At 71.9% G+C, this 26,240-nt stretch carries 28 protein-coding genes; 11 read left to right on the top strand and 17 right to left on the bottom strand.

Features of this window, described 5'->3' with window-relative positions:
- From MED15_RS28935 to MED15_RS28925, 3 genes are all read left to right on the top strand, one after another.
- Positions 1–289: GNAT family N-acetyltransferase (locus tag MED15_RS28935; protein ID WP_146766755.1), on the top strand; the 289-nt coding region annotated here is incomplete at its 5' end.
- A 72-nt stretch (positions 290–361) separates the two neighbouring features.
- A complete protein-coding gene (locus MED15_RS28930; RefSeq protein WP_112587834.1) occupies positions 362–787 on the top strand; it encodes an Hsp20/alpha crystallin family protein in 426 nt (141 codons plus the stop codon).
- Between the two features lie 71 nt (positions 788–858).
- Positions 859–1,857, top strand: a complete 999-nt coding sequence (locus MED15_RS28925) for a tyrosine-type recombinase/integrase (protein WP_112737456.1) — start codon at positions 859–861, stop codon at positions 1,855–1,857.
- 22 nt (positions 1,858–1,879) lie between these two features.
- Here MED15_RS28925 and MED15_RS28920 read toward each other — a convergent pair whose 3' ends face one another.
- From MED15_RS28920 to MED15_RS28910, 3 genes are all read right to left on the bottom strand, one after another.
- Positions 1,880–2,251, bottom strand: a complete 372-nt coding sequence (locus tag MED15_RS28920) for a VOC family protein (protein ID WP_112586954.1) — start codon at positions 2,249–2,251, stop codon at positions 1,880–1,882.
- A 61-nt stretch (positions 2,252–2,312) separates the two neighbouring features.
- Complete coding sequence (locus tag MED15_RS28915) at positions 2,313–3,476, bottom strand: outer membrane protein assembly factor BamB family protein (RefSeq protein ID WP_112737454.1); 1,164 nt, start codon at positions 3,474–3,476, stop codon at positions 2,313–2,315.
- Between the two features lie 31 nt (positions 3,477–3,507).
- On the bottom strand, positions 3,508–5,211 hold the full coding sequence (locus tag MED15_RS28910) for an acyl-CoA dehydrogenase family protein (RefSeq protein WP_112737452.1): 1,704 nt from the start codon (positions 5,209–5,211) through the stop codon (positions 3,508–3,510).
- Between the two features lie 146 nt (positions 5,212–5,357).
- Here MED15_RS28910 and MED15_RS28905 point away from each other — a divergent pair, with 146 nt between their 5' ends.
- Both MED15_RS28905 and MED15_RS28900 read left to right on the top strand, forming a co-directional pair.
- Positions 5,358–5,816, top strand: coding sequence for an Rv0361 family membrane protein (locus MED15_RS28905; RefSeq protein ID WP_373861155.1), 459 nt, complete (start codon positions 5,358–5,360; stop codon positions 5,814–5,816).
- Positions 5,803–7,023, top strand: a complete 1,221-nt coding sequence (locus MED15_RS28900) for a low temperature requirement protein A (RefSeq protein WP_167457756.1) — start codon at positions 5,803–5,805, stop codon at positions 7,021–7,023. Before MED15_RS28905 ends, MED15_RS28900 begins: the two co-directional genes overlap by 14 nt.
- On the opposite strand, the gene MED15_RS28895 is transcribed toward MED15_RS28900, so the two are convergent.
- From MED15_RS28895 to MED15_RS28870, 6 genes are all read right to left on the bottom strand, one after another.
- On the bottom strand, positions 6,990–7,706 hold the full coding sequence (locus MED15_RS28895) for a thymidine kinase (protein ID WP_112699018.1): 717 nt from the start codon (positions 7,704–7,706) through the stop codon (positions 6,990–6,992). The two genes, MED15_RS28900 and MED15_RS28895, sit on opposite strands and share 34 nt — an antisense overlap.
- A gap of 56 nt (positions 7,707–7,762) precedes the next feature.
- A complete protein-coding gene (locus MED15_RS28890; RefSeq protein ID WP_112586969.1) occupies positions 7,763–9,154 on the bottom strand; it encodes an MFS transporter in 1,392 nt (463 codons plus the stop codon).
- 17 nt (positions 9,155–9,171) lie between these two features.
- Positions 9,172–9,939 carry a glycerophosphodiester phosphodiesterase family protein gene (locus MED15_RS28885; protein ID WP_112586971.1) on the bottom strand — a complete coding sequence of 256 codons (768 nt, stop codon included), beginning with the start codon at positions 9,937–9,939 and terminating at the stop codon, positions 9,172–9,174.
- Between the two features lie 271 nt (positions 9,940–10,210).
- A complete protein-coding gene (locus tag MED15_RS28880; RefSeq protein WP_112737448.1) occupies positions 10,211–11,170 on the bottom strand; it encodes an SDR family NAD(P)-dependent oxidoreductase in 960 nt (319 codons plus the stop codon).
- Between the two features lie 48 nt (positions 11,171–11,218).
- The gene (locus MED15_RS28875; RefSeq protein WP_146766754.1) at positions 11,219–11,794 is read right to left on the bottom strand and encodes a TetR/AcrR family transcriptional regulator; all 576 of its coding nucleotides are present in this window, start codon (positions 11,792–11,794) and stop codon (positions 11,219–11,221) included.
- Positions 11,795–11,850: 56 nt separating this feature from the next.
- Entirely contained in the window at positions 11,851–12,621 is a 771-nt protein-coding gene (locus MED15_RS28870; protein ID WP_112737444.1) for a lysophospholipid acyltransferase family protein, read from the bottom strand.
- A gap of 162 nt (positions 12,622–12,783) precedes the next feature.
- On the opposite strand from MED15_RS28870, the gene MED15_RS28865 reads away from it, so the two are divergent.
- The 3 genes from MED15_RS28865 to MED15_RS28855 all read left to right on the top strand — a co-directional run bounded on the left by MED15_RS28865 (position 12,784) and on the right by MED15_RS28855 (position 16,476).
- The gene (locus MED15_RS28865) at positions 12,784–14,196 is read left to right on the top strand and encodes a cytochrome ubiquinol oxidase subunit I (RefSeq protein ID WP_167457758.1); all 1,413 of its coding nucleotides are present in this window, start codon (positions 12,784–12,786) and stop codon (positions 14,194–14,196) included.
- Positions 14,197–14,210: 14 nt separating this feature from the next.
- The gene (gene cydB, locus MED15_RS28860) at positions 14,211–15,209 is read left to right on the top strand and encodes a cytochrome d ubiquinol oxidase subunit II (RefSeq protein ID WP_112737440.1); all 999 of its coding nucleotides are present in this window, start codon (positions 14,211–14,213) and stop codon (positions 15,207–15,209) included.
- A 73-nt stretch (positions 15,210–15,282) separates the two neighbouring features.
- Positions 15,283–16,476: a GNAT family N-acetyltransferase gene (locus tag MED15_RS28855; protein ID WP_208646743.1), complete on the top strand. Its 1,194-nt coding sequence runs from the start codon at positions 15,283–15,285 to the stop codon at positions 16,474–16,476.
- Positions 16,477–16,597: 121 nt separating this feature from the next.
- On the opposite strand, the gene MED15_RS28850 is transcribed toward MED15_RS28855, so the two are convergent.
- Positions 16,598–17,038: a MarR family winged helix-turn-helix transcriptional regulator gene (locus tag MED15_RS28850; protein WP_112737438.1), complete on the bottom strand. Its 441-nt coding sequence runs from the start codon at positions 17,036–17,038 to the stop codon at positions 16,598–16,600.
- A 97-nt stretch (positions 17,039–17,135) separates the two neighbouring features.
- Here MED15_RS28850 and MED15_RS28845 point away from each other — a divergent pair, with 97 nt between their 5' ends.
- Positions 17,136–17,588 (top strand): MarR family winged helix-turn-helix transcriptional regulator, encoded by a 453-nt coding sequence (locus tag MED15_RS28845; RefSeq protein ID WP_112699014.1) that lies wholly within the window; start codon positions 17,136–17,138, stop codon positions 17,586–17,588.
- 6 nt (positions 17,589–17,594) lie between these two features.
- Here the strand turns inward: MED15_RS28845 and MED15_RS28840 are convergent, their stop codons facing one another.
- The 3 genes from MED15_RS28840 to MED15_RS28830 form a co-directional block, all read right to left on the bottom strand.
- Complete coding sequence (locus MED15_RS28840) at positions 17,595–18,278, bottom strand: hypothetical protein (protein ID WP_112586986.1); 684 nt, start codon at positions 18,276–18,278, stop codon at positions 17,595–17,597.
- 83 nt (positions 18,279–18,361) lie between these two features.
- Positions 18,362–18,823 (bottom strand): peroxiredoxin, encoded by a 462-nt coding sequence (locus MED15_RS28835; RefSeq protein WP_279636263.1) that lies wholly within the window; start codon positions 18,821–18,823, stop codon positions 18,362–18,364.
- Positions 18,824–18,868: 45 nt separating this feature from the next.
- The gene (locus tag MED15_RS28830; protein WP_112737436.1) at positions 18,869–19,702 is read right to left on the bottom strand and encodes a patatin-like phospholipase family protein; all 834 of its coding nucleotides are present in this window, start codon (positions 19,700–19,702) and stop codon (positions 18,869–18,871) included.
- Positions 19,703–19,791: 89 nt separating this feature from the next.
- Here MED15_RS28830 and MED15_RS28825 point away from each other — a divergent pair, with 89 nt between their 5' ends.
- Positions 19,792–20,520: an SDR family oxidoreductase gene (locus MED15_RS28825; RefSeq protein ID WP_112737434.1), complete on the top strand. Its 729-nt coding sequence runs from the start codon at positions 19,792–19,794 to the stop codon at positions 20,518–20,520.
- A 63-nt stretch (positions 20,521–20,583) separates the two neighbouring features.
- On the opposite strand, the gene MED15_RS34595 is transcribed toward MED15_RS28825, so the two are convergent.
- The 3 genes from MED15_RS34595 to MED15_RS28815 form a co-directional block, all read right to left on the bottom strand.
- The gene (locus MED15_RS34595; RefSeq protein ID WP_256442137.1) at positions 20,584–20,709 is read right to left on the bottom strand and encodes an MFS transporter small subunit; all 126 of its coding nucleotides are present in this window, start codon (positions 20,707–20,709) and stop codon (positions 20,584–20,586) included.
- Positions 20,706–22,154 carry an OFA family MFS transporter gene (locus MED15_RS28820; protein ID WP_244220629.1) on the bottom strand — a complete coding sequence of 483 codons (1,449 nt, stop codon included), beginning with the start codon at positions 22,152–22,154 and terminating at the stop codon, positions 20,706–20,708. Before MED15_RS28820 ends, MED15_RS34595 begins: the two co-directional genes overlap by 4 nt.
- Positions 22,155–22,416: 262 nt before the next feature.
- A complete protein-coding gene (locus tag MED15_RS28815) occupies positions 22,417–23,844 on the bottom strand; it encodes an MFS transporter (RefSeq protein ID WP_112737432.1) in 1,428 nt (475 codons plus the stop codon).
- Between the two features lie 101 nt (positions 23,845–23,945).
- Here MED15_RS28815 and MED15_RS28810 point away from each other — a divergent pair, with 101 nt between their 5' ends.
- Positions 23,946–24,623, top strand: a complete 678-nt coding sequence (locus tag MED15_RS28810; RefSeq protein ID WP_112737430.1) for a TetR/AcrR family transcriptional regulator — start codon at positions 23,946–23,948, stop codon at positions 24,621–24,623.
- 36 nt (positions 24,624–24,659) lie between these two features.
- Here the strand turns inward: MED15_RS28810 and zwf are convergent, their stop codons facing one another.
- Complete coding sequence (zwf, locus tag MED15_RS28805) at positions 24,660–26,039, bottom strand: glucose-6-phosphate dehydrogenase (protein WP_112737428.1); 1,380 nt, start codon at positions 26,037–26,039, stop codon at positions 24,660–24,662.
- Positions 26,040–26,240 lie beyond the last annotated feature (201 nt).

The raw sequence follows: 26,240 nt of genomic DNA, 5'->3' as shown, positions 1-26,240 counted from the left end.
GCTGCGCTGGCAACCCGGCTGGGCCGAGCTGACCCGGGTGTTCATCCGCTCCGAGCACCGCGGCGCCGGTGGGGGCGCCGTGCTGCTGGCCGCCGTCGAGGAGCAGGCCCGCGCGGCCGGGGCGGACCGGATCCGGCTCGACACCCGCCACGACCTGGTCGAGGCCCGCGCCCTGTACGCCCGGCACGGCTACGCCGAGATCCCGGCGTACTCGCGGGGCCCCTACGCCGAACACTGGTTTGAAAAGCGGCTGTCCGGAGCAGTTGACGTCGGCGCGCGGACGCGCTAAATAAGAAGAGGAAGTTGAGTCACCCCGGCTCAACTCATCACCTTCGGCCAGGAGAACCGAGGAGGCATGACGATGTTGATGCGTACCGACCCGTTCCGCGAGATCGACCGGCTCGCCGAGCAGTTCTTCGGTACGGCGGCCCGTCCCGCGACGATGCACCTGGACGCCTACCGCGACGGCGACCACTTCTACGCGGCGTTCGACCTGCCCGGCGTCGATCCGGACAGCATCGACTGCACCGTCGAGCGCAACGTGCTCACCGTCCGCGCCGAGCGTCGCCGGCCAACCGGCGACGGCGTCGAACTGGTCGCCGCCGAACGCCCGATGGGCACCTTCACCCGGCGGCTGTTCCTCGGCGACACGCTCGACACCGACAAGCTGGAAGCCGGCTACGAGAACGGGGTGCTGACGCTGCGCATCCCGGTCGCCGAGCGCGCCAAGCCCCGCCGGGTGACCATCCAGGCCAACGGCGGCGCCCGCCGAGAGATCAACGCCTGATCCGACACAGTGACGGGTGGGACCGGCGCGCCTGCACGCCGATCCCACCCGAGGCTGAGAGCCTTTTTCACATGGGGTTCTCCGACGCTCCGGTGCTCGCCCGCCCGTCCGCGCCACCGGCGCTGCCGAGCGGGCCGGTCGAGGTCACCGAGGCGTGGCTGCGCAACCGGCGGCTGTCCGAGCACACCCGCGACGCCTACCGACGTGACGTCACCGGCTGGCTCACCTGGTGCGCCGGTCACGACCTGGACCCGCTGCGGGCCACGTTCCTGCACGTCAACGAGTACGCCCGCGCGCTGGAGAGCCGCGTCGACGCCCGCAGCGGCCGCACACTGACCCCGGCGACCGTCGCGCGCCGACTCTCGGCGCTGTCCAGTTGGTACGACTTCCTGGTCAAACTGGGCGCTGTGCCGGCCAACCCGGTCTCCGGCGCCGACCGCCCCCGCGTCGACCGGGACCACTCCGCCACCGTCGGGCTCACCCCCGAGGAGGTGGACGCCCTGCTCAGCGCCGCCGACGCGGACACCGGCGCGACCGCCGTACGCAACCGGGCGGCGCTTGCGCTCCTCGCCGACCTGGGTCTGCGGGTCGGGGAGCTGATCTCGCTGGACCTGACCGACCTCGGCACCGAACGCGGCCACCGCAGCGTGCGCTTCATCGGCAAGGGCGGCAAACAACGTCGCCGCGCCCTCACCCCCGGCACCGGGCACGCCGTGGACGCCTACCTGGCCCAGCGGGCCGCCACCACCGGCGTGCCGGTGCCGCAGCTCACCGGCCCGCTGCTGGTCACCGCCAGCGGTGCCCGGTTGGACCGGCACTCGGTGTTCCGGATGGTCCGTCGGCTCGCCCGCGCCGCCGGCATCCCGGCCTGGGCGAAGCTGTCCCCACACTCGCTGCGACACGCCTTCGCCACCACGGCCCGCTCGGAGGGCGTGCCGTTGGAGGACGTGCAGGACGCCATGGGGCACGCCGACCCGCGCACCACCCGCCGCTACGACCGGGACCGGCACAACCTCGACCGTGACCCGGCCTACGCGGTGTGGGCGGCCCGGTCGCGTCGTCGCGGCTGAGCAGCGCTCTCGCCGGGCCGTCTCAGCTCTGTGGGCGGGGGCAGATGCAGAACGGCTGCCCGATCGGGTCGAGAAGCACCACCCACCGCTCGCCGCCGGGCTGGAAGGCCGGCTTCGACGCGCCCGCGGCGACGAACTTCTCCTCCGCCGCCGCCAGGTCGTCGACGTAAAGATCCAGGTGGTATCGCTTGTCGCCGGTCTGGTCCGGCCAGGAGGGCGGTCGGTAGCCCTCGACCAGCCCGAAGCCGATGGAGACGCCACCGGAGCTGATCATCGCGTACTCCGGTTGGCTGTGGGTGACCTCCCAGCCCAGCGCCTCGTGGTAGAACGCGGCGTGGCCGGCGGGATCGGAACTGTCGAGGTTGACCATCGCGAGGTCGGCAGAAGTTGTCACGCCGGCAGTATGCCGCCGGGGGCCGACAACTCCGGCCCGCGACACCGACCAGGAGAGGGGGTCAGGGGCCCTCGATGGGCCAGAACGTCACGCGGGCCGTGCCGTCGCGGCAGATCAGCCCGGCGCCGACCCGGCGGCAGTCGGTCACACCCGCCGGGAGCACCGCGAACACTCGATGACGGTCGCGTCCCACCGTCGCGACCAGGGAGCGCCTGCCGTCCGCCGCCATTCCCAGCACCACCAGGGGTTCCGCAGCGACCCGTGGGCCAGCCACCGTTCGCCAGCGCGCCCCGGCCGGCCACGTCCACACCCGCACCCCGGTGCCCGGGTCGATCGCCCAGCGTCCCTGCTCGTCCTGCCCACACATCAGACCCTGGCAGGGCCGCAGGATCAGCTCACCCGGCTGCACCGGCACCTGCCAGCGTCGCGCCAGCCCGGGCAGGTCGTAGCCGGTCAGCGCCATCGCGCCGCCGCTCGGGTGGCGCAGCACCAGGTACGCGCCGACGACCTGGGGATTGTCCGGGCCGTAGTCGGCCGGCGGAAGCTGCCCCCGTCCGCGTTCGGTGCCGTCACGGGCGTCGAGCAGCCGGACCAATCCGTCGTCCTGCACCAGCAGCACCCGCCCGGGTAGCGCCCGCAGCACCGCCGTGGAGGGCAGCGGGACCGACCACCGGGTCGCGCCGGTGGCCGGGTCGACGCCGTGCACAGTGCCCTCGACCCGCCGACCCGGTTCGGAGGCGCTGCGCACCTCGCTCACCGCGACCGCCTCGTTTCCGGCCGCGTACACCCGCTCGGGTCGCCGCCACACCGGCTGGCCGGTACGCAACGACCGCCCGGTGGTGACCCGCGCCCCGAGCGCCTGGTCGCGCTCGACCAGCAGCAACAGGTCACCGGCGACCTCGGCGGACCACCCGGCGGCGGGCGGCACGGTCACCCGCCACCGCGGCGGGCCGGCCGGCGCGGCCGAGTCGTAGGCGCTCAGCGTCGGCGGGTTCGGCTCGGGGTCGACGACCAGCAGCAGCGGCCCCGCGCCGAGCACTGTCGCTCGGGCGGGCACCGCCGGCCCGGGCTGAGGCGTCAGGCGCGCGGTCGGGGCGGCACCACCGAGCAGGACACAGGCCGCCACCAGCGCCGCCACCCGCCACTCGCGGGACACCTGCGACCGTGGCCGGCGCTCCTCCACTGGCGCGCCCCGGTCGTCACCCAGCTCGATCAGCACCGACATGGGCGCCCACCCGTCCGCTCGCGCCGGCCGGTCAGCAGAGCAGGTCGAGGTGGTGGTGGGCGTCCTCGGCGATCTCCTCGTGCCGCAGCCAGCGGCGCGCCCACAGTCGGGCGGCCAACTCCGCCTGCTCGTCGCCCCACGCGGCGTGCTCGACGAGCAACGCGGTGGTCAGCGCGTACGCCAGGCGCAACGCCAGACCGCGGGCGCCCGCGAGCACCGTCGACGCACCCGGGTCGACGGTCACCGCGGTGATGGTCTCCGCCAACTGCGCGGCGGCGGTGGCCAGGGTGTCGGCCAGCACCGGCGACAGCGGCCGCGCCAGGTCGGCGGCGCCGCTCAGCCGGCTCAGCAGCGGCGCACCGGCATCCTCCCGGGTCAACGCGCGCAGCACGTCCAGGGCCAGCACATTGGTGGTGCCCTCCCAGATCGGCAGCACCTGGGCGTCGCGCAGCAGCCGGGGCACACCGGTGTCCTCCACGTAGCCGGCACCGCCGAAGCTCTCCACGTACTCGCTGGCGGAGCTGACGGCGAGCCGGCCGGTGGCCAGCTTCGCCAACGGCGCCACGATGCGCAGCTCGGCAGCGGCCTCCGGGTCGGCGCCGACCTCGACCCGCCCGAGCAGGGCGAAGGCGTGCCCGGCGAGAGCGAATGCGCCCGCCGCGTCAACCGCGAGGGTGCCCAGGGTGGCCCGGTGCAGGGGCGAGGACACCAGCGGGCCACCGGCGACGTGCCGAACCTCGGCGTACGCGCGGGCGTAGGCGAGACCGCGTCGCATCCCGCCGGCCGCCGCCGCGGCGTTGTGCACCCGGGTCACCACGACCAGGGTCATCGCCCGGACCAGACCGGGCACCGCCGGATCACCCAGTGGAAGGGCGTACGCGTCGCGCAGGCCGATCTCGGCGGTGGGCAGCGCCCGGGTGCCGAGCTTGTCCTTGAGCCGGTGCACTGTGACACCCGGTGCGGGTGCGCCCGGCGCCGCGCCGTCGGCCAGCGGTGAGTCGACCGCGTACCGGGGAACGAGGAACGGGGCGAGCACCCGGCTGCCCCGCCCGGCGCCCTCCGGCCGGGCCAACGCCACCGCCATCGCCGCGTCGGCGGCGGAGCAGAACCACTTCTCCCCGGTCAGCCGCCACGAACCGTCCGCCGCGGGTCGGCCGAGCGTGCTGGAGCGGCCCAGATCGGAGCCGCCCTGCGACTCGGTCATCCACTGCCCGCTGGTGATCGCCGTGGCCGGGTCCGTTGAGATCAGCCGGGGCAGCCACGCATCGCGGACCGTGGCGTCGACGTCAGGCATGCTGAGCAGCGCCGCCGCCCCGTCGGCCATCGCCACCGGGCAGGAGAACGTCGCCGACTCCGGCCCGTACAGGTGCAGCAGGGCGTGCTGAACGACCCGCGCGGCGGCACCCCAGGTGCCCCGGGCGTCCGGCAGATAGGGCAACGCCACCACGGCGTGTCGGGCGGCGGCGGCCCGCTGCGCCTGCCAACCGGCGGAGGTGTCGATGCGGTCGATCCGGGCACCCCACGCGTCGTAGCGGACCAGCGTCGGCGGGTGCGCCTCCGCGTCGGCGTGCGCCGCGCGCAGCGGCCCGGCGACGTCGGCGGCCAGGTCCGCGAGACGGCCCTTCGCGGCGGCGTGCCCGCCCGGGCCGAGGTGACGCTCCAGCCAGGACCGCAGCAGGCCATCGCCGGCGTACGGGTCGACGGGGGGTGGTACCGGCTGCACGAAGCGGCTCATCGATCGGCTCCTGGCACTGCTCGGGGGTGTGCGCCGACGGTAGACGATGCGAGGCCGCCGCGAACAGGGCACACCCGCCCATCGGGCGCACCCAGTTTCCGGCTTGTCGCCCGTCGGCGTGAGCGTCTTCTCTACGGTCGGTAGTCGTGGGTGCGGGCCAGTCGTGGAGCCGACCGGCCCGGCGTCACCGCCCGATGCGCACCGGGTTGGCGTTCGCCGGGTTCGGCGTGGCGCTGTGCTGCGTGGGGGTGGCCGGGTTGGGCGCCTGGAACCTGCAGACCGTCCGGCAGGCCGCCGGCCCGATCCGGGAGACCGCCGACGGTTTCCTCAGCGAGGTGGCCCTCGGCGACAGCGACCGGGCGTACGAGCGGCTCTGCGAGGACGCGCGCAGCCGCTGGAGCGCGATCGGCTTCACCAGTTGGGTGCGGACACCACCGATGGTCACCGACTACGAGATCACCGACGTGTCGGTCGCCACCCGCAGCGGACGACCGCACGGCACGGTGACCGTGAAGGTGACCCGCGACGGTGGAATCAGCGAAGAACGTCGCCTGCCGGTGGTCCGTGAGGACGGGAACTGGCGGGTGTGCGGTGACCCCTTCTGAACCCCCGGTCGCCGCCCCGCTACGCCCACAGCTGCTGCGACCACGCGAAGGGGTGCAGCCGACCACCTCGACGGAACTGTTCTTCGACCTGGTCTTCATCTTCACCATCACCCAGCTGTCGCACTACCTGCTCGCGCACCTGGACTGGCGGGGCGCCGGGCGTACCGCCCTGTTGCTGGCGCTGGTGTGGTTCGTCTGGGTCTACACCACCTGGGTGACCAACTGGCTGCAACCGGACCAGGGGCCGGTGCGGACGATGTTGATCGGAGTGACGCTGGGCAGCCTGCTGTTGTCGGCGGCGATCCCGGAGGCGTTCGGCTCGACCGGTCTGCTCTTCGCGGTGGTCTACGTGACCGTGCAGGTGGGACGCACAATGTTCTCGTTGTGGGCGGTACAGGGCAGCCCGTGGCTGGTCGCCGGCTTCCGGCAGTCGCTGCCGTGGATCGCCGGGACGTCACTGCTCATGCTCCTCGGTGGCCTGGTCGGCGGGGCCGCGCGCGAGGCCGTGTGGGCGGCGGTGATCGTGATCGAGGTGGTCGGCCTCTCGATCGGCTATCCGCTGCCGCGGCGGGGACGTAGCCGACCCGAGCGGTGGATGGTGGAGGGAGGGCACCTGGCCGAACGGTGCGCGGCGTTCGTCCTGATCGCGCTGGGGGAGTCGATCCTGGTCACCGGCAGCACCCTCACCTCGCACGTGGACCTGGTGACGTCCGGGGCATTCCTGCTGGCGTTCGGCGGTTCGGTGGCGCTGTGGTGGGTGTACTTCGCCCGCTCGGCCTCGGCCGCCACGGAGGTCATCGCCCAGGCCGGAGAGCGCACCGGCGCATTGAGCCGAGTCGCTTTCAACTACCTGCACCCGGTGATCGTCGCCGGGGTCGTCGTCACGTCGGCGGCCGACGAGCGGTTGCTGCGCGAGCCGGGCGCGCCGGCCACCACTGTCGACGTGCTGCTCACCCTCGGAGGTCCCGCGCTGTTCCTGGCCGGGCACGCCGCCTACAAGGCGCTGCTGTGGCGGACCCTGCCGATCAGCCGGCTCACCGCGGTGGTGGTCCTGCTGGCCCTGATGCCGGTCGGTGTGGTGCTGGGGGCACCCGTCGCGGTGTGCGCCGCGGTGGCGTTGGCGGTGACTGTCGCCGTGATCCTGACCGACCGGGTGTCGGCGCGGCGGGCCGCTCAGTCGCGGGGGCCGAGGTCGCCGCTGCGGTAGTGCCGGCGGCAGAGCACCTGGTAGCGCACCTCGGCGGTGTCGACGGTGTCGCCGATGACGACCTGTGCGCCCTCACGGACGACCCGCCCGTCGACGACCCGGGCGTTGAGCAACCCTTCGCGGCCGCACCAGCAGAGCACCTCGACCTGGATGCGGGCCACCTCGTCGGCCAGCTCGAACAAACGTTGCGTGGCGGGGAACAGCCGCGACCGGAAGTCGGTGGCCAGGCCGAAGGCGAACACGTCGACGTCGTAGCTGTCCACCAGCTCGGCCATCTGCTCGACGTGCTCGACGGTGTAGAAGCACGCCTCGTCGCAGATCAGGTAGTCGACGCGTACCCCGTCGGCCCACCGGCCGCGCACCAGGGCCCGCAGGTCCAGGTCGTCGGTGACCTCGATGGCCTCGTGGGCCAGGCCGATGCGGGTGGTGACCTGTGGTCCCAGCGACCGGTCGATGCGGGTGGTGACCAGCCCGCGCCGGCCCTGCCGGGCGTGGTTGTAGTTCATCTGCAACGCCATCGTGGACTTGCCGCAGTCCATCGGCCCCCAGAAGAACTTCAACGCCGCGGCGTGCACCGGACGCCCGTCGAGCCCGCGCGCGGCCGCGCACCCGGCCGGGGCGTGCGGCTGGCCGGGGAACGGGTGGGCCAGGCAGGTCGGGGCGGTGGCGGCGTCGTCGGTCACGGTCGGGCAGCCTAGCCGATCGACCGTGCCTGATCTGTTGGGTGCGGGACGCGTGCTCAGAGCACCCGGGGTGGGGTGTTGCCCGCGGCCACGATGGCACGGCGGATCGGCACGGCGGCGAGGAGCAGGAACCCGACGATGAAGAAGATCAGCAGTGAGACCAGGCCCACCCGGTAGGAGGAGGTGAGCTGGAACACCAGGCCGAAGGCGAGCGGGCCGAGCCAGCTGGTGCCCTTGTCGCTGATCTCGTAGAAGCCGTAGTACTCGCCCTCCTTGCCGGCCGGGATGAGCTGGCTGAACAGCGACCGGCTCAGCGCCTGGCTGCCGCCGAGAACCAGGCCGATGGCCGCGCCGAGGACCATGAACGGCACCGGCGCCTCGGCGGGCAGCCGGAACGCGGCGATGATCACACCGGTCCAGAGGACCAGGCTGAGCAGCACGGTCTTCCAGGCGCCGATCCGCTTGGCCAGCGCGCCCAGGCTCAACGCGCCGCCGAAGGCGAGGAACTGCACCAGCAGGATCGTGATGATCAGGGTGCTCTGCTCCAGGCGCAACTCCTCGGTGCCGTACTGGCTGGCCAGGGTGATGACGGTCTGGATGCCGTCGTTGTAGACCAGGAACGCCAGCAGGAAGTACAGCGTCAACGGGTACGCCTTGACCTCGCGCATGGTGCGGGCGAGTTGCCGGAACCCGTCGGTGAGCACGTTGCCGCCACTGGCCAGGGCCGCGACGCTGGGGCGTTCGCGCAGCCAGCGCAACGGCACCAGCGTGAACAACGCCCACCACACGCCGGCGGACACGATCGACCAGCGGGCCAGGTCCAGGGTGCGTTGCGGGTTGTCGCCCTCGTCGAGCAGGGTGATCGCGACGAGGTTGAGTGCCAGCAGCAGACCGCCGCCGAGGTAGCCCAGCGCCCAGCCGCGACTGGAGATGCCGTCGCGTTCGTCGGGGCCGCCGAGCTGCGGCAGGAACGAGTTGTAGACCACGATCGCTGCGCCGAAGGAGATGTTGGCGACCAGGAAGAGCGCCCCGCCGAGCAGATAGCGGTCACCGGTGACGAAGGCCATCGCGATGGTGGCGCCGGCGCCGGTGAACGCGGCGCCGCCGAGCAGCCGCTTCTTGTGTGCCGAGCGGTCGGCGATCGCCCCGATGACCGGCAGCACGAACACGGTGAGGAACACCGACAGCGAGATCAGGTACGGGTAGTAGGACCCGGCGGCGATCTTGATGCCCAGGGGGTAGACGGAGCCGTCGCAGGAGTCCGCGCCGAGTTCGCAGCCGGCCGCCAACTCGGCGACGGTGGTCAGGAACGGGCCGAGGAACACGGTGATCACGGTGGTCTGGAACGCGGAGTTGGCCCAGTCGTAGATGTACCAGCCCCTGCGCTCCCGGCGGGTGCTCGCCGGAGGCGGGGTGTCGTCCACCGTGGGGGTCACGGTCTCGGCCATCGGGGGTCCTTCGATGGTCAGGCGGCCCAGTGGCCGCGGCTGCGGTAGACGTCGCGCAGCACGCCGACGTGATCGGTCATGATGCCATCCACGCCACGATCCAGTAAGTCGTGCATCTGGGCTGGTTCGTCGATCGTCCAGACGTGCACCTGCAGGCCGATCCGGTGGCAGTAGTCGAGGAACCGGCGGTCCACCACCGGCACCCGCCCGTAGTGGGGCGGCACCTGCGCGGCGACCACCGACGGGGGCAGCCGCAGTGGCCGCCCGTGCAGGGAGGCCAGCCGCAGCCGGGCGACGCCGCGCATGCCCAGGCTGGTGGCGACCCGACCCTCGGTGAGCGCGCGCAGCCGGGTCAGCCGGGCGTCGCTGAACGAGGCGAGCAGCACCCGGTCGCCGGCGCCGGCCCTGGTCACGGTCGCGACCGTCGGCTCGACGCCGCCGTCGGCCTTCACGTCGATGTTGAAGCGGACCTGCGGCCACGCCCCCAACACCTCGTCGAGTCGGGGTACGACAGCAGCGCCGCCGACCCGTACCGAGGCGAGGTCGGCCCAGCTCATGTCGGCGATGCGTCCCGCCTCACCGGTGACCCGGCGCAGCGTCGGGTCGTGGAAGATCACCGCCACGCCGTCCGCTGTGGCGTGCACGTCGGTCTCCACGTACCGGTAGCCCAGCCCGATGGCCCGGGTGAACGCCTCGGTGGTGTTCTCGTCGCCCTCGGCGGCGCCGCCACGGTGGGCGAACGCCAGCGGCGCCGGCGCGTCGAGGTAGCCGAATCGGGTCAACACGCGACGCAGTATGCCCCCGGTTGGTGGCCGGCGGGTGGCCGGCCGGCGTCTGTCGCCCGCTCGCGCCGCCGCCCCTGCCCCGCCCCGCTCGGTGATCGACTCGGATTCCTGAAAGTCGGGGTGTCCGGGGCGCGGGCATGCACCGGTTTGCAGGAAACCGAGTCGATCTTCCTGCCTGTCTCAGCTCCAGTCGGTGTGGTAGCCGTCGTGGCGTAACAGGCCCAGCAGTTCGGCGTACGGCTCAGGTGCCCGGGCACGTGAGCCGACCCGGTCAGCGCCGCAGGAGCCGCAGCGTCTCGTCCCAGAGGACGTCGGCGTCCTTGTCATCGAGGGCGTACGGGAGCACGCCGCTCCTGCCGTCGGCCCGCTCGGCGATGACCGGGGCCTCGTTGCCGTCCTCGAAATAGCGGCCGGTCACACCCTCGACCTCGGGGCTGGCGGCCAGCAGGACCGAGGTGGCCGCGCCCTGCTGGGGGGTCTTCCAGCCCGGCGGTACCTCCAGGCGGTTGCCCTGCTCGTCGAGCGCGCCGACCCAGCGCAACTGCGCGTCGTCGAGGTGCCGTTGCAGGTTGGTCATGATGCCGCCGGGGTGCAGGGCGTTGGCCGTGATGCCGTCGGCGGCCCACTTCTTGGCCAGGGCGACGGTGAACAGGATGGTGGCGGTCTTCGACTGGCCGTACGCCGACCACGCCTCGTAGGGGCGGGCGGTGAAGTGGATGTCGTCGAAGACGACCGGGGACTGCTGGTGGGCCGACGAGCTGACGACGACGATGCGGGCGCCCCGCGCGGCGGCCAGCGCGTCGCGCAGGCCCAGGGTCAGTGCGGCGTGACCGAGGTGGTTGATGGCGAACTGCGCCTCCCAGCCGTCGGCTGTCCTGGTCAGCTCGGGCACGGCCATGATGCCGGCGTTGTTCACCAGGATGTGCAGCGGGCCTGTCCAGCCGGCCACGAAGGCGTCGATGGAGGCGCGGTCGGCCAGGTCGAGGTGGTCGACCCGGACCTTGCCGGGCGCCCCGCCGGCCGTGATGTCGGCGGCAGCGCGCTCACCGGCGGCGGTGTCGCGGACGGCCAACGTCACCTCGGCGCCGGCGTCGGCCAGTGCGCGGGCGGTCTCCAGGCCGATCCCGGACGCGCCGCCGGTGACGATGGCCCGCCGGCCGGTGAGGTCGACGCCGTCGATCACCTCAGCGGCGGTCGACTGAGCCGAGTACGGCGTGATGATTCGTGACATTTCGGGCCTCCAGGGGTGCAAGATCATGGCGTTTCGGGGCGGGGTGTGTCAGCGGTGGAGCAGCCGCAGAGCCCGGCGCAGCCGGTCGCGGAACTCGTCCCTGGAGGTCGAGGTCGACTTCCAGGTGAGCGCCGCGGAGAAGAGCAGGTCCATGACGTCGTCCGCGGTCCGCCCCTCGTCGAGCAGACCAGCCGGGGCAGCGGCGTCGATGTGGGCTCGCAGTGCCGCCTGAGCCCGCACCTGGTAGTCGTGGAACATCGAGCCCAGCTGCGGCTCGCTGTTCTCCAGCAGGTCGTTGAGGTCGCGGGCCATCTGGGTGTCGATGTACGAGCCCATCAGGGCGTCCAGCCCGGCCACGACCCGCTCGTCGAAGCTCGTCGACTGGTCGGCGAGGCAGGCTTCCATGGCGTGCTGGGCGCGTTCCATGACGCCCTGCATGGTGGCGCGGTACAGCTGCTCCTTGTTGGGGAACATCAGGTACAGGCCCGGCCGGGAGATGCCCGCCGCCTTGGCGACCGCCTCCATCGACGTCTTCTGGAAGCCGTAGCGCCCGAACACCGCGACCGCCGTCGCCAGGACGGCGGCGCGCTTCGGGTCCTCGACATCCATCTCTGCAGTGCTCACGCTAGACAGATTAGACGGTTTTCCAAAAGTTGTCTAACGCGTTCACCGGGTAGGCCTCAGGCCGAGCGTCGGTGGACGCGACTGCTGTCGCTCGGGCGGCCGGGGTCGATGTGTCGGGGCAGGTCCGGCTCGTCGGGGCGCAGCGGGGCGAGGGTGTCGGTGAGCGCGTCGATGATCCGGTCGGTGGCGCGGCGGGCCGCGCCGGGGTGGGCCGCAGCCGTCTCGCCCAGGTCGACGGGGGTGCCGAAGTGCACCCGGATCACCGGTCGACGCCACAGCGAGCGGGCGACGCCCCGCAGCATTCCGCGGGGCGCCTGGTAGGGCAGCACCTCGTGCGAGCCCCACTGGGCGACCGGGACGACCGGGGCGCCGCAGGCCAGGGCGAGGCGGGCGGCGCCGGTCTTGCCACGTTCGGGCCACAGGCCGGGGTCCAGGCCGATGCGCCCCTCGGGGTAGATGAGGATCACCGAGCCGCGGGCGACGGCCGTGGCGGCGTCGTCGAGGGCCCGGTGCACGGCGCTGGTGCCCCGGTCGACCCGGATGTGCCCGGCGTGGCGCATGGCGGCACCGAACGCCGGGACGCGGAACAGTCCGGCGGTCGCCATGATCCGCGGAGCGACGCCACGGGTCTGGCAGGCGGCGGCCATGACCACCGGGTCGAACGGGCTGATGTGGTTGGCGGCCAGCACGAGCGGGCCGCGACGCAGGTGCGCCGGGACATCGCCGGTGACCTCGAGGCGGGCGAGCAGGCCGACCAGGCCCCGGGCCAGCAGCAGGGCCGCGCGCCAGATCAGCGGCGGCTGCCAGGTGGTGTGTGCGGTGTTCATCAGCGCGCCATCGTCGCACGCCCCGGCAGGGCTGCGAGGCCGGGTCGGGTGATCAGGGTCATTGGTCCCGGGTGCGTTCGGGCCGCCCGGCCCTGCCCAATCCTCTACGACGAGCAGTAGTATTTACTACGTCGCGTAGTACGGATGGTTGGGGGTTTTCAGGTGGACGCGTTGGACGTTGCCCGCTGGCAGTTCGGTGTCACCACCGTCTACCACTTTCTCTTCGTACCGCTGACCATCGGCCTCTCCGTGCTGGTGGCCATCCTGCAGACGATGTGGCACCGCACCGGCAACGAGCGCTACCTCAAGCTCACCAAGTTCTACGGCAAGCTGTTCCTGATCAACTTTGCCATGGGCGTGGTCACCGGGATCGTGCAGGAGTTCCAGTTCGGCATGAACTGGAGCGACTACTCCCGCTTCGTCGGCGACGTCTTCGGCGCACCCCTGGCCATCGAGGCGCTCGTCGCATTCTTCCTCGAATCCACCTTCATCGGCCTGTGGATCTTCGGCTGGGACCGGCTGCCCAAGCGGGCGCACCTGGCCAGCATCTGGGCCGCCGCGATCGGCACCAACCTCAGCGCGTACTTCATCCTCGCGGCGAACTCGTTCATGCAGAACCCGGTCGGCTACCGGATCAACGCGGACACCGGTCGCGCCGAGCTGACCGACTTCCCGGCCGTGCTGACCAACAAGGTCGCCCTGATCACCTTCCCACATACCCTGGCCGGCTCGTTCCTGGTCGCCGGGTCGCTGGTCACCGCCGTGGGCCTGTGGCACGTCATCCGTAACCGCGGCTCCGCCGACACCGGCGCGTACCGCTTCGCCACCAAGTTCGGCTCCTGGGTGGTCCTGGTCGCCTCCGCGGCCGTGCTGTTCACCGGCGACATCCAGGGCAAGATCATGACCGACGTGCAGCCGATGAAGATGGCCGCCGCCGAGGGCCTCTACACCACCGAGAGCCCCGCCTCGTTCTCCGTGCTCACCGTCGGCAGCCTCGACGGCAGCCGCGAGGTGTTCGCCATCAAGATCCCGTACCTGCTGTCGTACCTGGGCACCGGCGACCCGAACGGCACCGTGCACGGCATCAACGACCTGCAGGCCCAGTACGCCACCCAGTACGGCGCAGGCAGCTACACCCCGGTCATCCCGGTCACCTACTGGAGCTTCCGCTTCATGATCGCCTTCGGGATGGCGGCCGGCGCGATCGCCCTGCTGGTGCTCTGGAGCCAGCGCAAGGGCCGCACCCCGAGCAGCAAGTGGCTGCTGCGCGCCGGGCTGGCCATGCCGGTGCTGCCGTTGCTGGCCAACTCCTTCGGTTGGATCTTCACCGAGATGGGCCGTCAGCCGTGGATCGTCTTCGGCGAGATGCTCACCCGCAACGGGGTGTCCCGCAGCGTCTCGTTGGCCGAGGTGCTCACCTCGTTCACCGCCTTCACGCTGATCTACGCCACCCTCGCCGTGATCGAGGTCAAGCTGCTGCTGCGCTACGCCAAGGCCGGCGTGCCGGACGTCAGCGAGCAACCCCCCACCGACGACACCGACGATGCCGAGCGCCCGCTCGCCTTCGCCTACTGATCCCGGAGCCCATCGTGGAACTGACCACCATCTGGTTTCTCCTCGTCGCCGTGCTGTTCACCGGGTACTTCATCCTGGAGGGCTTCGACTTCGGCGTCGGCATGCTGCTGCCTGTGCTCGGCCGCGACGACCGGGAACGCCGCGTCCTGATCAACACCATCGGCCCGGTCTGGGACGGCAACGAGGTGTGGCTGATCACCGCCGGTGGCGCCATGTTCGCCGCGTTCCCCGAGTGGTACGCCACCCTCTTCTCCGGCTTCTACCTGCCGCTGCTGCTGATCCTGCTGGCCCTGATCGCCCGGGGGGTCGCCTTCGAGTACCGGCACAAGCGCCCCGAGGCGTCCTGGAAGCGCCGCTGGGACGCGGCGATCGTGGTCGGCTCGCTGCTGCCGGCGATCCTGTGGGGCGTCGCCTTCGCCAACATCCTGCGCGGCGTGCCACTGGACGCCGACCACGAGTACGTCGGCGGCCTGCTGAACCTGCTCAACCCGTACGCCCTGCTGGGCGGCGCAACCACCCTCGCGCTGTTCCTCACTCACGGCGCGGTGTTCATCGCCCTGAAGACCACCGGCGACATCCGCGAGCGCGCGGGCGCGCTCGCCGTGCGCCTGGGTGTGGGCGCCGCCGTGCTCGCGGTCGGCTTCCTGGCCTGGACGCTGAGCATCCGCTCCAGCGCGGCGGCCGTCGTGCTCGCCGTCGGCGCGGCCCTCGCCCTGCTCGGTGGTCTGGCCGCCGCCCGGGTACGCCGGGAGGGCTGGGCGTTCACCGGCACCGCCGTGGCGATCGGTCTCGCGGTGGCGACCCTGTTCGCGGCGCTGTTCCCGAACGTGCTGCCCTCCACCCTGGACGCGGCCGGCACGCTGACGGCCACCAACGCCGCGTCCACCCCGTACACCCTGAAGATCATGACCTGGGTGGCGGTGATCTTCACACCGGTGGTGCTCGCCTACCAGGGGTGGACGTACTGGGTGTTCCGCAAGCGCATCGGCGTGGCCAACATCCCGCAGCACTGACCGACAGCCGCGGAGTCGCCGCCCGCCGGAAAAATTGGCGGTCCTCGGGAGTCGGCCCCGCTAGGGTGTCCCGATGCCCGACCCCGTGCACGTACGTGAACTCAGCACCGATGACCTCGACGCCGCCTGGGAGCTGGGACGGATCGCGTTCGGCTCCGCCGCGGAGCGACACGCCAGCACCACCGTCGCAGTGCCCGGCATGAGCCGCTACGGCGCGTTCGACGACAGCGGTCGGCTCGTCGGCAAGGCCGTCGACCTGCACCACGACCAGTGGTGGTCGGACCGGGCGGTGTCGGCCGCCGACGTCGCCGGGGTGGCGGTCGCCCCCGAGGCCCGGGGTCGGGGCGTGGCCCGCGCCATGCTCACCGCCCTGCTGCGGGGCGCCCACGAGCGTCAGGCGGCGGTCAGCGCGCTCTACCCGACCGTCGCCGGCCCGTACCGGGCCTGCGGGTGGGAGGCCGCCGGTGTGCTGCGTACCGTCGATCTGGCCACCGCCGCGCTGCCCCGGCACCGGCCCTCCCCGGACCTGACCGTGCGGGCCGGCACGGTGGCCGACCTGCCCGCCGTCGCCGACCTGTACGAGCGGGTCGCCCGGCACCGCAACGGCATGCTGACCCGCCGGGGTGAGCTGTACGACTTCTTCGCCGCCGACCGGGGTCTGCCCGGCGACGGGGTCACCCTCGTCGAGGCCGACGGCGAGCTGGTCGGCTACGCCACCTGGCAGCGGGGCCGGGGCTACGGGGCCGACTCGGTGCTCACCGTCGACGAGGCGCTGGCCGTCACCGCCGAGGCAGCCCGGGAACTCGTCGGGGTGCTCGGCAGTTGGGCCAGCGTCGCGCCGACCCTGCGGCTGTGCCCGCTCGACGGCGACGCCGTCAGCACCGTCCTGCCGTTGGAGTCGGCCCGTGACCACGAGCGGGACCTGTGGATGCACCGACCGGTCGACGTCGCTCGCGCGGTGAGCGCGCGGGGGTGGCCCACCCACGCCCGGGGCACCGTCGACTTCGGCCTCACCGACCCGCTCGCCGAATGGAACACCGGCACCTGGCGGTTGACCGTCGCCGACGGCGCCGCCGAGCTGACCCGGATCGACGCCGACGCGGACCTGCGGCTGGACGTGCGCGGTTTCGCCCTGCTCTACGCCGGAGCCGCGCAGGCCCGGTCGGTCGCGCAGGCCGGCCTGCTGCACCACAGCCCGGGTGTCGACCCGGCCGCGCTCGACCTGCTCGGCGCGGGAGGGCCCGCACAGTTGCTCGACTACTTCTGACCGACCGGTCCGGCCCGTTGGCCGCCGCCAGGTTGGTGTTGACCGACCAGGCCCGGTCGGTGGGCTGCTGACAGGTTGGCCGGATCGGGCCGAGCCCGCGCACCCGTCGGGCTCTTGCCCGTCAGGTCGGGGTCGCGGCCAGTTCGGCGTTGGCGCGCTGGGTGACCACTGTGAGCGCCCGGGCGGCGGCACTCGCCTCGTCGGTGGGGATGTCCGCGTAGAGGCGGGCGCTGATGTCCGCGACGGCGTCGGCGATGCGGGCCTGCACGGCGTGACCGGCGTCGGTGAGCCGCAGCCGTGGTGCGTCGTCGTCTGCCTGGGCGAGGTTCGCGTCGACGAGGGTGGCGAGCACCCGTTGCACCTCCTGTTCGTCGACCTTGAGGGTGCTGGTGATCCGGTGCGTGAGGTGGGCGCGTTCGGCCGGGCCGTTGGCGAGGACGTTGAGGGCGAGCACCTGGTTGAACTCGACGCCGAGGGGAGCGGTGGCCCGTTCGAGCAGGGCCCGGGTGGCGTAGTGGGCCTGGCCGATGACCTGGCCGTTGAGGGTGGGGACAGTGGACATGACTCCTCCTTCGATACGTTGGCAGAACCAACGTTGGTCGCACCAACGTAACACCCGATCGTGGGTCGCGCCAACGATTACTGGTAGGCTGCGCCGCATGGACAACGCGGCCCCGCAGTCACCCGCCGGGCTCAGCACCAGCCCGAGCTGGCTGCTCAACCAGACCGCCAGTCACGCCGCCCGCCTGCTCAGCGAGGGCTTCGCCGCGCACGATCTGCGCGGCTACCACTACCGACTGCTCGCCAGCCTGGCCGAGGACGGGCCCGCGAGCCAGGCCGACCTCGGCCGGCGCTGCGGGATCGACCGCAGCGACGTGGTGGCTGCCATCAACGACCTGGCCGGCCGAGGGCTCGTGGTGCGCGCCCCCGACCCGGCCGATCGCCGCCGCAACGTCATCAGCGCCACCGACGGCGGCGCCGACGAGGCCCGCCGGATGGGCGCGACCCTCGAGCGCGTCCAAGCCGACCTGCTCGCCCCGCTGTCCGCCACCGAGCGCGAGCAGCTGACGCGACTGCTCACCCGACTGCTGCGCCACCACAGCCGGCACTGACCCGCCTCAGCGGGCCTCGCGCAGCTCCGCCAGCCGGGCCTCGATCTCGGCCAGCTCGGCGCGCAGCTTCTCGGCCTGCTGCTCCGCCTCGGCCCGCTCGGTGCCCAGGATCTGCTCCACCGCCTCCTGCACCCCCGGCACGTCGACCAGAGCGACCATCTTCAACGCCTCCGCCGGCTTCACCACGTACGGCTTCGCCAGTGCCTTGCTGCCCTGCTGCGCGGCGACGGTCCACTCACCGTCGGCGTACGCCAGGGTCACGGTGAGGCCCGCGGGGCCCTTCGGCTTGACGGCCTTGACCGCCCGCCGCGCCGGCGGCTTCTCCGTCTGCTCCACCTTCGGCTCCTCCTGTCGCTGCGCGGGCACCCGCGGCGTGTCCAACACGAACTCCGGCGCGGCCGCCGCTGGCGGTTCGGGCTCGGGCTCCGGCTTCGGCTCCACGACCCGACGAGTGACGCCCTTGGGCGCCACGGCCAGGTCGGCGGGGGAGAACGGCAACTCGTCGCGGCCGAAGCGCACCACCACGAACTCGTCGGACACCTCGGGGTCGGTCAGCTCGATCACCTGACCGACCTGACCGGCGATCTGCCCCGCCGACGCGGTGAACACCACCCGCGGTTTACGCCCGGCCGCCAACGACTCCCGGATGCTCTGCACCTCGCTAGTGGACAAACCCTGGCCGGCATCCATCACAACCCTCTTCCGTACACCTGTTTGATTGCTGTCTTGATACCAGCCGGCTGCGACACCCGTCGCACGGGGCTCACGCCCGCTCAGCCGCCCAGCGCCCGCAGCGCCCGGTCCGCGTGCTCGTTCATGCTGACCTCGCTGTGGATCACCTCGATGACCCGCTGGTCGGTGCCGATGACGAACGTCATGCGCTTCATGCTCAACGGCCCCAACGGCACCCGCCGCTTGACCCCGAACTGCTGGGCCACCGCGCCGTCGGCGTCCGACAGCAGCGGATAGTCGAAGCCGTGCAACTTCGAGAATTCGGCCTGCTTCGCCACCGGGTCGCGGCTGATGCCCACCCGTGTCGCGCCCAGCGCCGTGAACTCCGCCGCGAGGTCGCGGAAGTGGCAGCTCTCCGCCGTGCATCCGCGGGTCATCGCCGCCGGGTAGAAGAACAGCACCACCGGCCCGGCCGCCAGGAACTCCGACAGCCGCCGCGGCGTGCCCGTCTCATCCGGCAGCTCGAAATCCTGCACCACGTCGCCGACACCCACACCCGCCACCGCGCACCTCCGTCGTCTGATCGACCGCGCGGTGAGCGTAAGCGATCACGCCCAGAGCGCCGCCACCTCGTCGGCCACCACGTCGGCCTGGCTCCGCCCGGCTCGCGCCGCGCCCGCACGCCGGGCCGGGTCCAGCACGTTGCGGCCGATCGCGGTGCGCGCCGCCGCGTCCGGCGTCAGCACCACCACCCGCGACCCGGCCGCCCGCAAGGCGTCCACCTGCGCCGACAGCCGTGGCATCGGCCCGAACGCCGCCGATGTCGGCGCGAGCACCAGCACCCTGCGCGCGTCCGCCGCCAGGTCCGCGTTCACCGTCGAGCGCATCCCACCGTCGACGAAGCGGCGCGCGCCGATCGTCACCGGCGGCCACACCCCGGGCACCGCGCAACTCGCGCCCACCGCGTCCACCAGGGACACGCCGCTGTCGCGGTCGAACACCACGAACTCACCGGACGACGCGTTCACCGCCGTGATCAGCAGCCGTCGCTGCGGCCACTCCCGGTCCGGCAGACGGGCCTCGATCACCACGCGCCGCGACGCCTCCGACTGGGTACGCGCCGCCACCGCCATCGCCCCGATCCGGGCTCGCGAGCGCACCGCGTCGCGGGTCCGCCCACCGGCCCAGATCAGCCGCGCCAGCGTCGCGTAGCCCAACCGTGCCGCCAGCTCACGCGACGGCGGCGCCAACTGCTCGCTGTAGAAACGCTGGACGGGCAACCCGGAGCACACCTGCGCGCCGACCAACGAACCCGCCGACGTGCCCACCACCAGGTCCGCCTCGGTGACCGGCACACCCCGCTCGACCAACCCGGCCAGCAGCCCCAACTCCCAGGCCACCCCGGTCACCCCGCCACCGCCGAGCACCAACGCGCGCTGCATGTGACGCTCCTCTCGACGACCGACCCGCGCCGGTCACGGTAGCGTCGGCACGACCATCGCGCAGCCGTCAGACCCCCCCGGGAGGCACCGTGGCACCCGTCACCGTCATCACCGGCGGCGGCCGGGGCATCGGCGCGGCCACCGCCCGCCGGCTCGCCACCGCCGGTCACCACGTCGCCCTGTGCTACCGCCGCGACGAGGCCGCCGCCGCCGCCGTCCTGGCCGACCTGCGGGCTGCCGGCGCGCAGGCCATCGCGGTACGCGCCGACACCACCGACCCCGAGCAGGTGCACGCCCTGTTCGACGCGGCCGCGCAACTCGGCCCGCTCACCGGCCTGGTCAACAACGCCGGCGTCACCAGCCTGATCGGGCCGTTCACCGAGCTGCGTGTCGAGGACCTGCGCCGGGTCGTCGACGTCAACCTCGTCGGCTACGTCCTCTGCGCCCAGCAGGCCGCCCGCCGGCTCACCGACGGTGGGGCGATCGTCAACGTCTCGTCGGCGGCCGCGACCCTCGGCAGCCCGGGGGAGTACGTGCACTACGCCGCCGTGAAGGCCGCCACCGACACCCTCACCGTCGGCCTGGCCAAGGAACTCGCCCCGAAGGGCATCCGGGTCAACGCCGTGGCCCCCGGCATCGTGCGCACCGACATCCACGCCGACTCCGGGGTGCCCGACCGCGCCGACTCCGCCGTCGGTCGCATCCCGCTGGGCCGCGCCGGCGAACCCGACGAGATCGCCGCCGCCATCGCCTGGCTGCTCGGCCCGGACGCCTCGTACGCCACCGGGACCGTGCTGCGCGTCTCCGGCGGTCTCTGACCACGCCTTCACCCGGTCGGAGACCGCCGGGCGTTCACGCGGTCGGAGACCGCCGGATCCGGCTCAGTGGGTGAACAGCTTCGCCGCGGTGACGACGGTCTGGGCGACCCCGTAGCCGAGCAGCGCCGCCACCACCAACCAGGAGATCCACAACCGGGCCTGCTGCCCGGGTCGGCTGTCCTCACTCATCGCGTACCACTCCTCTGCGCCGTCGTGTCCTCGTCCACGTCCCGATCCGCGTTCTCATCCGTGCCCTGTTGCGGGTTCTGCTCCGCCGCCGGTTCGTGGTAGCGCTGCGGCACCGGCCGCACCAGCAGGTTCGCCACGAAGCCAACGGCCAGCACAGCCACCATCGTGAACAGCGCCGGGCGGTACGCCGCGGCGGTCAGCGAGCCCGGCTCGCCCTGCGCGTCGAGGAACCCGTTGACGATCAGCGGACCGGCGATCCCCGCCGCCGACCACGCGGTCAGCAGCCGACCGTGGATCGCACCGACCTGGAAGGTGCCGAACAGATCCCGCAGGTACGCCGGCACGGTCGCGAAGCCACCGCCGTAGAACGACAGGATCACGCAGGCCAGCAGCACGAACAGGGCCGTCGAGGTCTGCCCGACGAGCGCCAGCAGCGCGTAGAGCACCATGCCGACACCCAGGTACACCAGGTAGATCGGTTTGCGGCCGATGACGTCCGAGGTGGACGACCACACGAACCGCCCGGCCATGTTGAACAGCGACAGCAGACCCACGAACCCGCCGGCCGCCGCGACTGTCACCGCCGAGGTGCCGTTGTCCCGGAAGAAGTCCTGGATCATCGGGCTGGCCTGTTCCAGGATGCCGATGCCGGCGGTCACGTTGCAGAACAGCACCACCCACAGCAGCCAGAAGGATCGGGTCTTCACCGCGTTCGCCGCCGACACGTTCGCCGTGGTGACCAGCGGCTTCGCCGCCACGCTGGCCGGGTCGAAGCCGGCCGGACGCCAGTCCTGCGCCGGCACCCGCACGTTCGCCACCCCGAACATCATGATCACGAAGTAGCCCAGGCCGAGGGTCACGAACAGCCACACCAGGGCGCTGCCCGACGCCGTCGACCCCGCGTTGGCCGGGTCGTAGCCGGCGTCGTAGAACGACAACAGTTGCCGCGACAGGGGAGAGGCGACCATCGCCCCACCACCGAACCCCATGATCGCCAACCCGGTGGCCAGCCCCGGCCGGTCCGGGAACCACTTGATCAGGGTGGAGACGGGGGAGATGTAGCCGATGCCCAGGCCGATGCCACCGAGCAGCCCGTAGCCCAGATACAACAGCCACAGCTGCTTCGTGGCGATGCCCAGCGAGCCCACCAGGAAACCCGCCGCCCAGAAACAGGCGGAGACGAACATGGCCTTCCGCGGCCCGTTCGCCTCCACCCAGGTCCCGGCGACCGCGGCGGACAACCCGAGCATCACGATCGCGATGCTGAAGATCACCCCGATCGCCGTCTGGCTGGTGTCGAAGTGGGCGATCAGCGAGTTCTTGTAGACGCTGGTCGCGTAGACCTGACCGATGCAGAGGTGGATGGCCAACGCCGCCGGGGGGATGAGCCACCGGCTGTAGCCGGGTGGGGCGACGGTGTGCCGACGATCGAGTGCGGAAAGCATGCGCTGCTTCCTCTCCGATGAGGACGAGAAACGTCGCACCCAACGTGCCCACACCACTCGTCAACGGCAAACCTCACCGTCGCCGGACGGTCGTTCCGCTGAGCTGAGCGGTCAGTCAGCGACCGCGCGGTGCGCGCCGTGATCGACTCGGCTTCCGGAAGGTCGGGGTGTCGCGCAGGGCCGGACACCGCGACATGCCGGAGAACCGAGTCGATCACGGCGCTACTGGAGGCCTGCCGTGCCGGGCTTCCAGTGCGCTGGCTCAGGCCGCGACCGCCGCCTCGGCGACCCGTTCGGCGTCGGGGCGCAGTTGCGGGGTGGCGAGCGAGATGACCAGGTTGACGATCGCGAAGACGGCGGCGATCAACAGCCCGCGGTGGAACCCGTCGACCAGCGCCTGCTGCTGACCGGCGCCGCGACTGAGCGCGTCGGTGACATGGGTGACCGACAGTGTGGTGACGATGGCCAACCCCAGCGCGCCGCCGACCTGGTACACGGCCGTGACCACACCGGACGCGGCACCGGCCTCATGGTGTTCGACGTCGGAGATCGCGGAGATCTGGGCGGGTACGCCCAGCGTGGTGATGCCCAGACCGAACAGCAGCAGGCCGGGCAGCAACTCGCCGGCGTAGGAGCCGGTGGCGCTCGCCCCGCTGAGCAGCAGAAGGCCGATCACGCTGAGCAGCGCGCCGATGATCTGCAGGGTGCGGGTGCCGAGTCGGTGCACCAGTTGGGTGGCGAGTGCGGCGCCGGCGATGGCCGTCGCACCCATTGGCAGGAACTGCAGGCCGGCGGTCAGCGGTGAGGCGCCGCGTACCTGCTGAAGGTAGATCGCGGTGAGGAAGAACATCGACAGGAACGCGGCGCCGTTGAGCGCCAGCGCCCCACTGGAGACACCCAGCGCCCGGGAGCGGAACAGCCGCAGCGGCACCAGCGGCGCGGTCGAGCGCGCCTCGACACCGACGAAGACCGCCAGAAGCGCGACCCCGCCGATGAGGGCGGTGAGCACCTGCGCCGAGCCCCAGCCGGCGGACTCGGCCCGGACCACGCCGAACACGACGGCGAGCAGGCCGGTGGTGCCGAGGACCGCGCCGAGCGCGTCGAAGGTGCGGGGGCCGGGCTGGGAGTGTCGTACGGCCGCCACGAAGGTCGGCACGATCGCCACGAGCGCGATGACGATGGGTACGTTGACGAAGAACACCCACCGCCAGTTCAGCGCGTCGACGAGCAGGCCTCCGGCGACCACGCCCAGGGTGCCGCCGAGCCCGGCGAGGGCACCCCAGATGCCCATGGCGATGTTGCGTTCCCGTCCGTGGGCGAACGTGACGGTGAGGATGGCCAGCGCCGCGGGGGAGAGCAACGCGCCGCCCAAACCCTGCACGGCGCGCGCGGCGATCAGCAGGCCGGGCGAGGTCGCGAGGCCGGCGAGCAGGGACATCGCCCCGAACAGCACCAGACCGACGATGAAGATCCGGCGGGCGCCGAGCAGGTCGGCGGCGCGACCGCCGAGCAGCAGGAAACCACCGAAGAGCAGGGTGTACGCGCTGATCACCCATTGCAGGTCGTCAGCGGTGAAGCGGAGATCGGTCTGGATGTTGGGCAGCGCCACGTTCACGATCGTCACGTCGAGGATGACGATGAACTGCGCCACCGACAGCACCGCCAGTGTTGCCCAGGGACTACGTCGCATGCCTACCCCATCGGAGAGAGGACGTCGCACGACGCGGTATACGCCGTACATCTACAACGTATACTGCCGTGTGTACGTAGTACACTGGCCTGGTGGCCAGTATGAGCAAGGACACCCCGCAGCGTCTCGACCCCACAGCGATCGTCGCGAGCGCGTTGCGCATCGCCGACGCCGAGGGCCTGTCCGCGATCACCATCCGCCGGCTGGCCCAGGAACACGGCGTCACCCCGATGGCGCTCTACCGCCACTTCCGGGACAAGGGCGACCTGCTCGACGCGCTCGCCGCACGCCTGCTCGCCGACATCCGCCTGCCCGAGCCGACCACCGCACCCTGGGACGAGCAGGTCCGCGCCATCCTGGCCGCCTGCCTCGACGCGCTACGCCCACATCCCACCGTCGCCGGGCTCGTCCCCACCCGCATCCTGCTGTCCGAGCCGGGCCTGATCCTGGTGGAACGCCTCCTCGCCCTGCTCGACGGGGCGGGCTACCCCCCGGAGCAGGCCACCGAGATCGGCAGCCAGGCCCTCTGCTCCCTGGTGACCCTCGTCGCCACCGAACCCGGCGCGACCGAGAGCACCGACCCGGAGATCCGCGACTACGCCGTCCGCGCCAAGCGGGCGGCGCTGCAAGCGTTGCCGCCGCAGCGTTTCCCGCACGTCCTCGCCGCCGCCGACGCGCTCACCATCTGCGGTGACCGCGACGGCTACTACGACCTGGGCATCGAGTTCGCCGTCGCCGGCATCCGCGGCATCCGCCCGGCGACCCGTACCACCGGATGACGCACCCGCACCGCCCGCGAGCGGTGCGGCCCGCCGCTACCGCAGTTCCGGCAGGTGCCAGTCGCCGGCCAACGCGTCGGCGTCCGCCGGACCCCAGCTGCCCTTCTCGTACGACTGCACCGCCGTCGGCAGATCCAGGATCGGCTCGACGATGCGCCACTCCTGTTCGATCGTCTCGGCACGCGCGAAGCGCAGGTGCTGCCCGTCCATCGCATCGTCGAGCAGCCGCTCGTACGCCTCCTGCCGGCGACCGAAAGCCGAGCCGAAGTCGACGGACAGATCCACCGGACGGCTCGCCACCTCAGCACCCGGGCTCTTCGCCTGGATCGACATCGTGATGCCGTCACCGCGCCCGAGGCGGAACCGCAGCAGGTTCGCCGCCCTGGCCGTGCCCCGCTCGGCGGGGATCAGCGAGCGCTGCGGCTGCTTGAACTCGACCACGACCTCCGTCGCCGTCCCCGGCAGGGACTTACCGGTGCGCAGGTAGAACGGCACGCCCGCCCAGCGGGGGGAGTCGACAGTCAACCGGGTCGCCACGAACGTCTCCGTGTTCGAGCCCGCAGCCACGCCGGGCTCGTCGCGGTAACCGGCGTACTGCCCCCGGACAGTGGACTCGGGCGACAGCGGTGCGATCTGCCGCAGCACCGCGGCCTCCGCCTCCCGGAACGCCGCGGTGTCCTCGCTGGCCGGCGCCTCCATCGCGATGAGCGCCACGACCTGCAGGATGTGGTTCTGCAGCACGTCCCGGGTCGCGCCCACCGTGTCGTAGAAGCCGGCCCGGCCCTGGGTGCCGAAACCCTCGGCGAGGGTCACCTGGATGTTGTCGATGTGCTCGTTGTTCCACAGCGGCTCGAACAGCCGGTTGGCGAACCGGAAGGCGTAGAGACCCTCGACGGCTTCCTTGCCGAGGTAGTGGTCGATGCGGAACACCCGCTCCGGCGCGAAGGCCGCGCCGAGGGTGCGGTCCAGCTCGCGGGAGGACTCCAGGTCACGCCCGAACGGCTTCTCCACGATCACCCGGCCCCGGTCGGCCAGACCCACGGCAGCCAGGCCCTCGACGACGGAGCCGAACACCGCCGGAGGGATCGCCAGGTAGAAGACCGGCCGCTCGGCGTCGCGCAGCCGCTCAGCCAGCCGCTGGTACGTCGTCGGGTCCCCGTAGTTGCCGGAGATCATCGAAAGGTTGTCCGCCAGCCGATCGAAGGTCTCGTCGTCGATCTCGTCATCGGCCTCGTTGACCGACTTGCGGGCCATGGTGACCAGTTGCTGATCATCCCAGGGGGAGCGGGCCACGCCGATCACCGGAACGTCGAGGCGGTCGCGCCGGGTCAACTCGTACAGCGCCGGAAACAGCTTCTTCGAGACGAGGTCTCCCGTGACGCCGAACAGCACTACCGCGTCTGAGCGCACGTGCATGGCACTTCCCATTCGATCATCCGAACCTGATCTTCCGAACGGACAACGGCACGACGCACCCCAGGAATTCCCCAGCGTGCGGCGTACGTGAGGTCGGTGACAACACTGTCTCGACGAGCCCTTATGTTAAGGAAGGTTTACAGTACAGGCGAAACGCCGGTAGCCTGCGACTCTAATCGACGAAGGTCGATCATGACGAGG

It is taken from the genome of Micromonospora noduli (genome assembly GCF_003264475.1).
Taxonomy (GTDB): domain Bacteria; phylum Actinomycetota; class Actinomycetes; order Mycobacteriales; family Micromonosporaceae; genus Micromonospora; species Micromonospora noduli.
The sequence above is the reverse complement of the archived record's forward strand: the minus strand, read 5'-3'. Positions and strand labels throughout refer to the sequence as shown.

What these genes read in the sequence shown, in the direction of transcription:
- MED15_RS28930 (WP_112587834.1), top strand. Translation starts at nt 362, where the DNA reads ATGTTGATGCGTACCGACCCGTTCCGCGAGATCGACCGGCTCGCCGAG.
- MED15_RS28925 (WP_112737456.1), top strand. Translation starts at nt 859, where the DNA reads ATGGGGTTCTCCGACGCTCCGGTGCTCGCCCGCCCGTCCGCGCCACCG.
- MED15_RS28915 (WP_112737454.1), bottom strand. Translation starts at nt 3,476, where the DNA reads ATGTCGGTGCTGATCGAGCTGGGTGACGACCGGGGCGCGCCAGTGGAG.
- MED15_RS28910 (WP_112737452.1), bottom strand. Translation starts at nt 5,211, where the DNA reads ATGAGCCGCTTCGTGCAGCCGGTACCACCCCCCGTCGACCCGTACGCC.
- MED15_RS28890 (WP_112586969.1), bottom strand. Translation starts at nt 9,154, where the DNA reads ATGGCCGAGACCGTGACCCCCACGGTGGACGACACCCCGCCTCCGGCG.
- MED15_RS28880 (WP_112737448.1), bottom strand. Translation starts at nt 11,170, where the DNA reads ATGTCACGAATCATCACGCCGTACTCGGCTCAGTCGACCGCCGCTGAG.
- MED15_RS28870 (WP_112737444.1), bottom strand. Translation starts at nt 12,621, where the DNA reads ATGAACACCGCACACACCACCTGGCAGCCGCCGCTGATCTGGCGCGCG.
- MED15_RS28855 (WP_208646743.1), top strand. Translation starts at nt 15,283, where the DNA reads ATGCCCGACCCCGTGCACGTACGTGAACTCAGCACCGATGACCTCGAC.
- MED15_RS28850 (WP_112737438.1), bottom strand. Translation starts at nt 17,038, where the DNA reads ATGTCCACTGTCCCCACCCTCAACGGCCAGGTCATCGGCCAGGCCCAC.
- MED15_RS28845 (WP_112699014.1), top strand. Translation starts at nt 17,136, where the DNA reads ATGGACAACGCGGCCCCGCAGTCACCCGCCGGGCTCAGCACCAGCCCG.
- MED15_RS28840 (WP_112586986.1), bottom strand. Translation starts at nt 18,278, where the DNA reads ATGGATGCCGGCCAGGGTTTGTCCACTAGCGAGGTGCAGAGCATCCGG.
- MED15_RS28830 (WP_112737436.1), bottom strand. Translation starts at nt 19,702, where the DNA reads ATGCAGCGCGCGTTGGTGCTCGGCGGTGGCGGGGTGACCGGGGTGGCC.
- MED15_RS34595 (WP_256442137.1), bottom strand. Translation starts at nt 20,709, where the DNA reads ATGAGTGAGGACAGCCGACCCGGGCAGCAGGCCCGGTTGTGGATCTCC.
- MED15_RS28820 (WP_244220629.1), bottom strand. Translation starts at nt 22,154, where the DNA reads ATGCTTTCCGCACTCGATCGTCGGCACACCGTCGCCCCACCCGGCTAC.
- MED15_RS28815 (WP_112737432.1), bottom strand. Translation starts at nt 23,844, where the DNA reads ATGCGACGTAGTCCCTGGGCAACACTGGCGGTGCTGTCGGTGGCGCAG.
- MED15_RS28810 (WP_112737430.1), top strand. Translation starts at nt 23,946, where the DNA reads ATGAGCAAGGACACCCCGCAGCGTCTCGACCCCACAGCGATCGTCGCG.
- zwf (WP_112737428.1), bottom strand. Translation starts at nt 26,039, where the DNA reads ATGCACGTGCGCTCAGACGCGGTAGTGCTGTTCGGCGTCACGGGAGAC.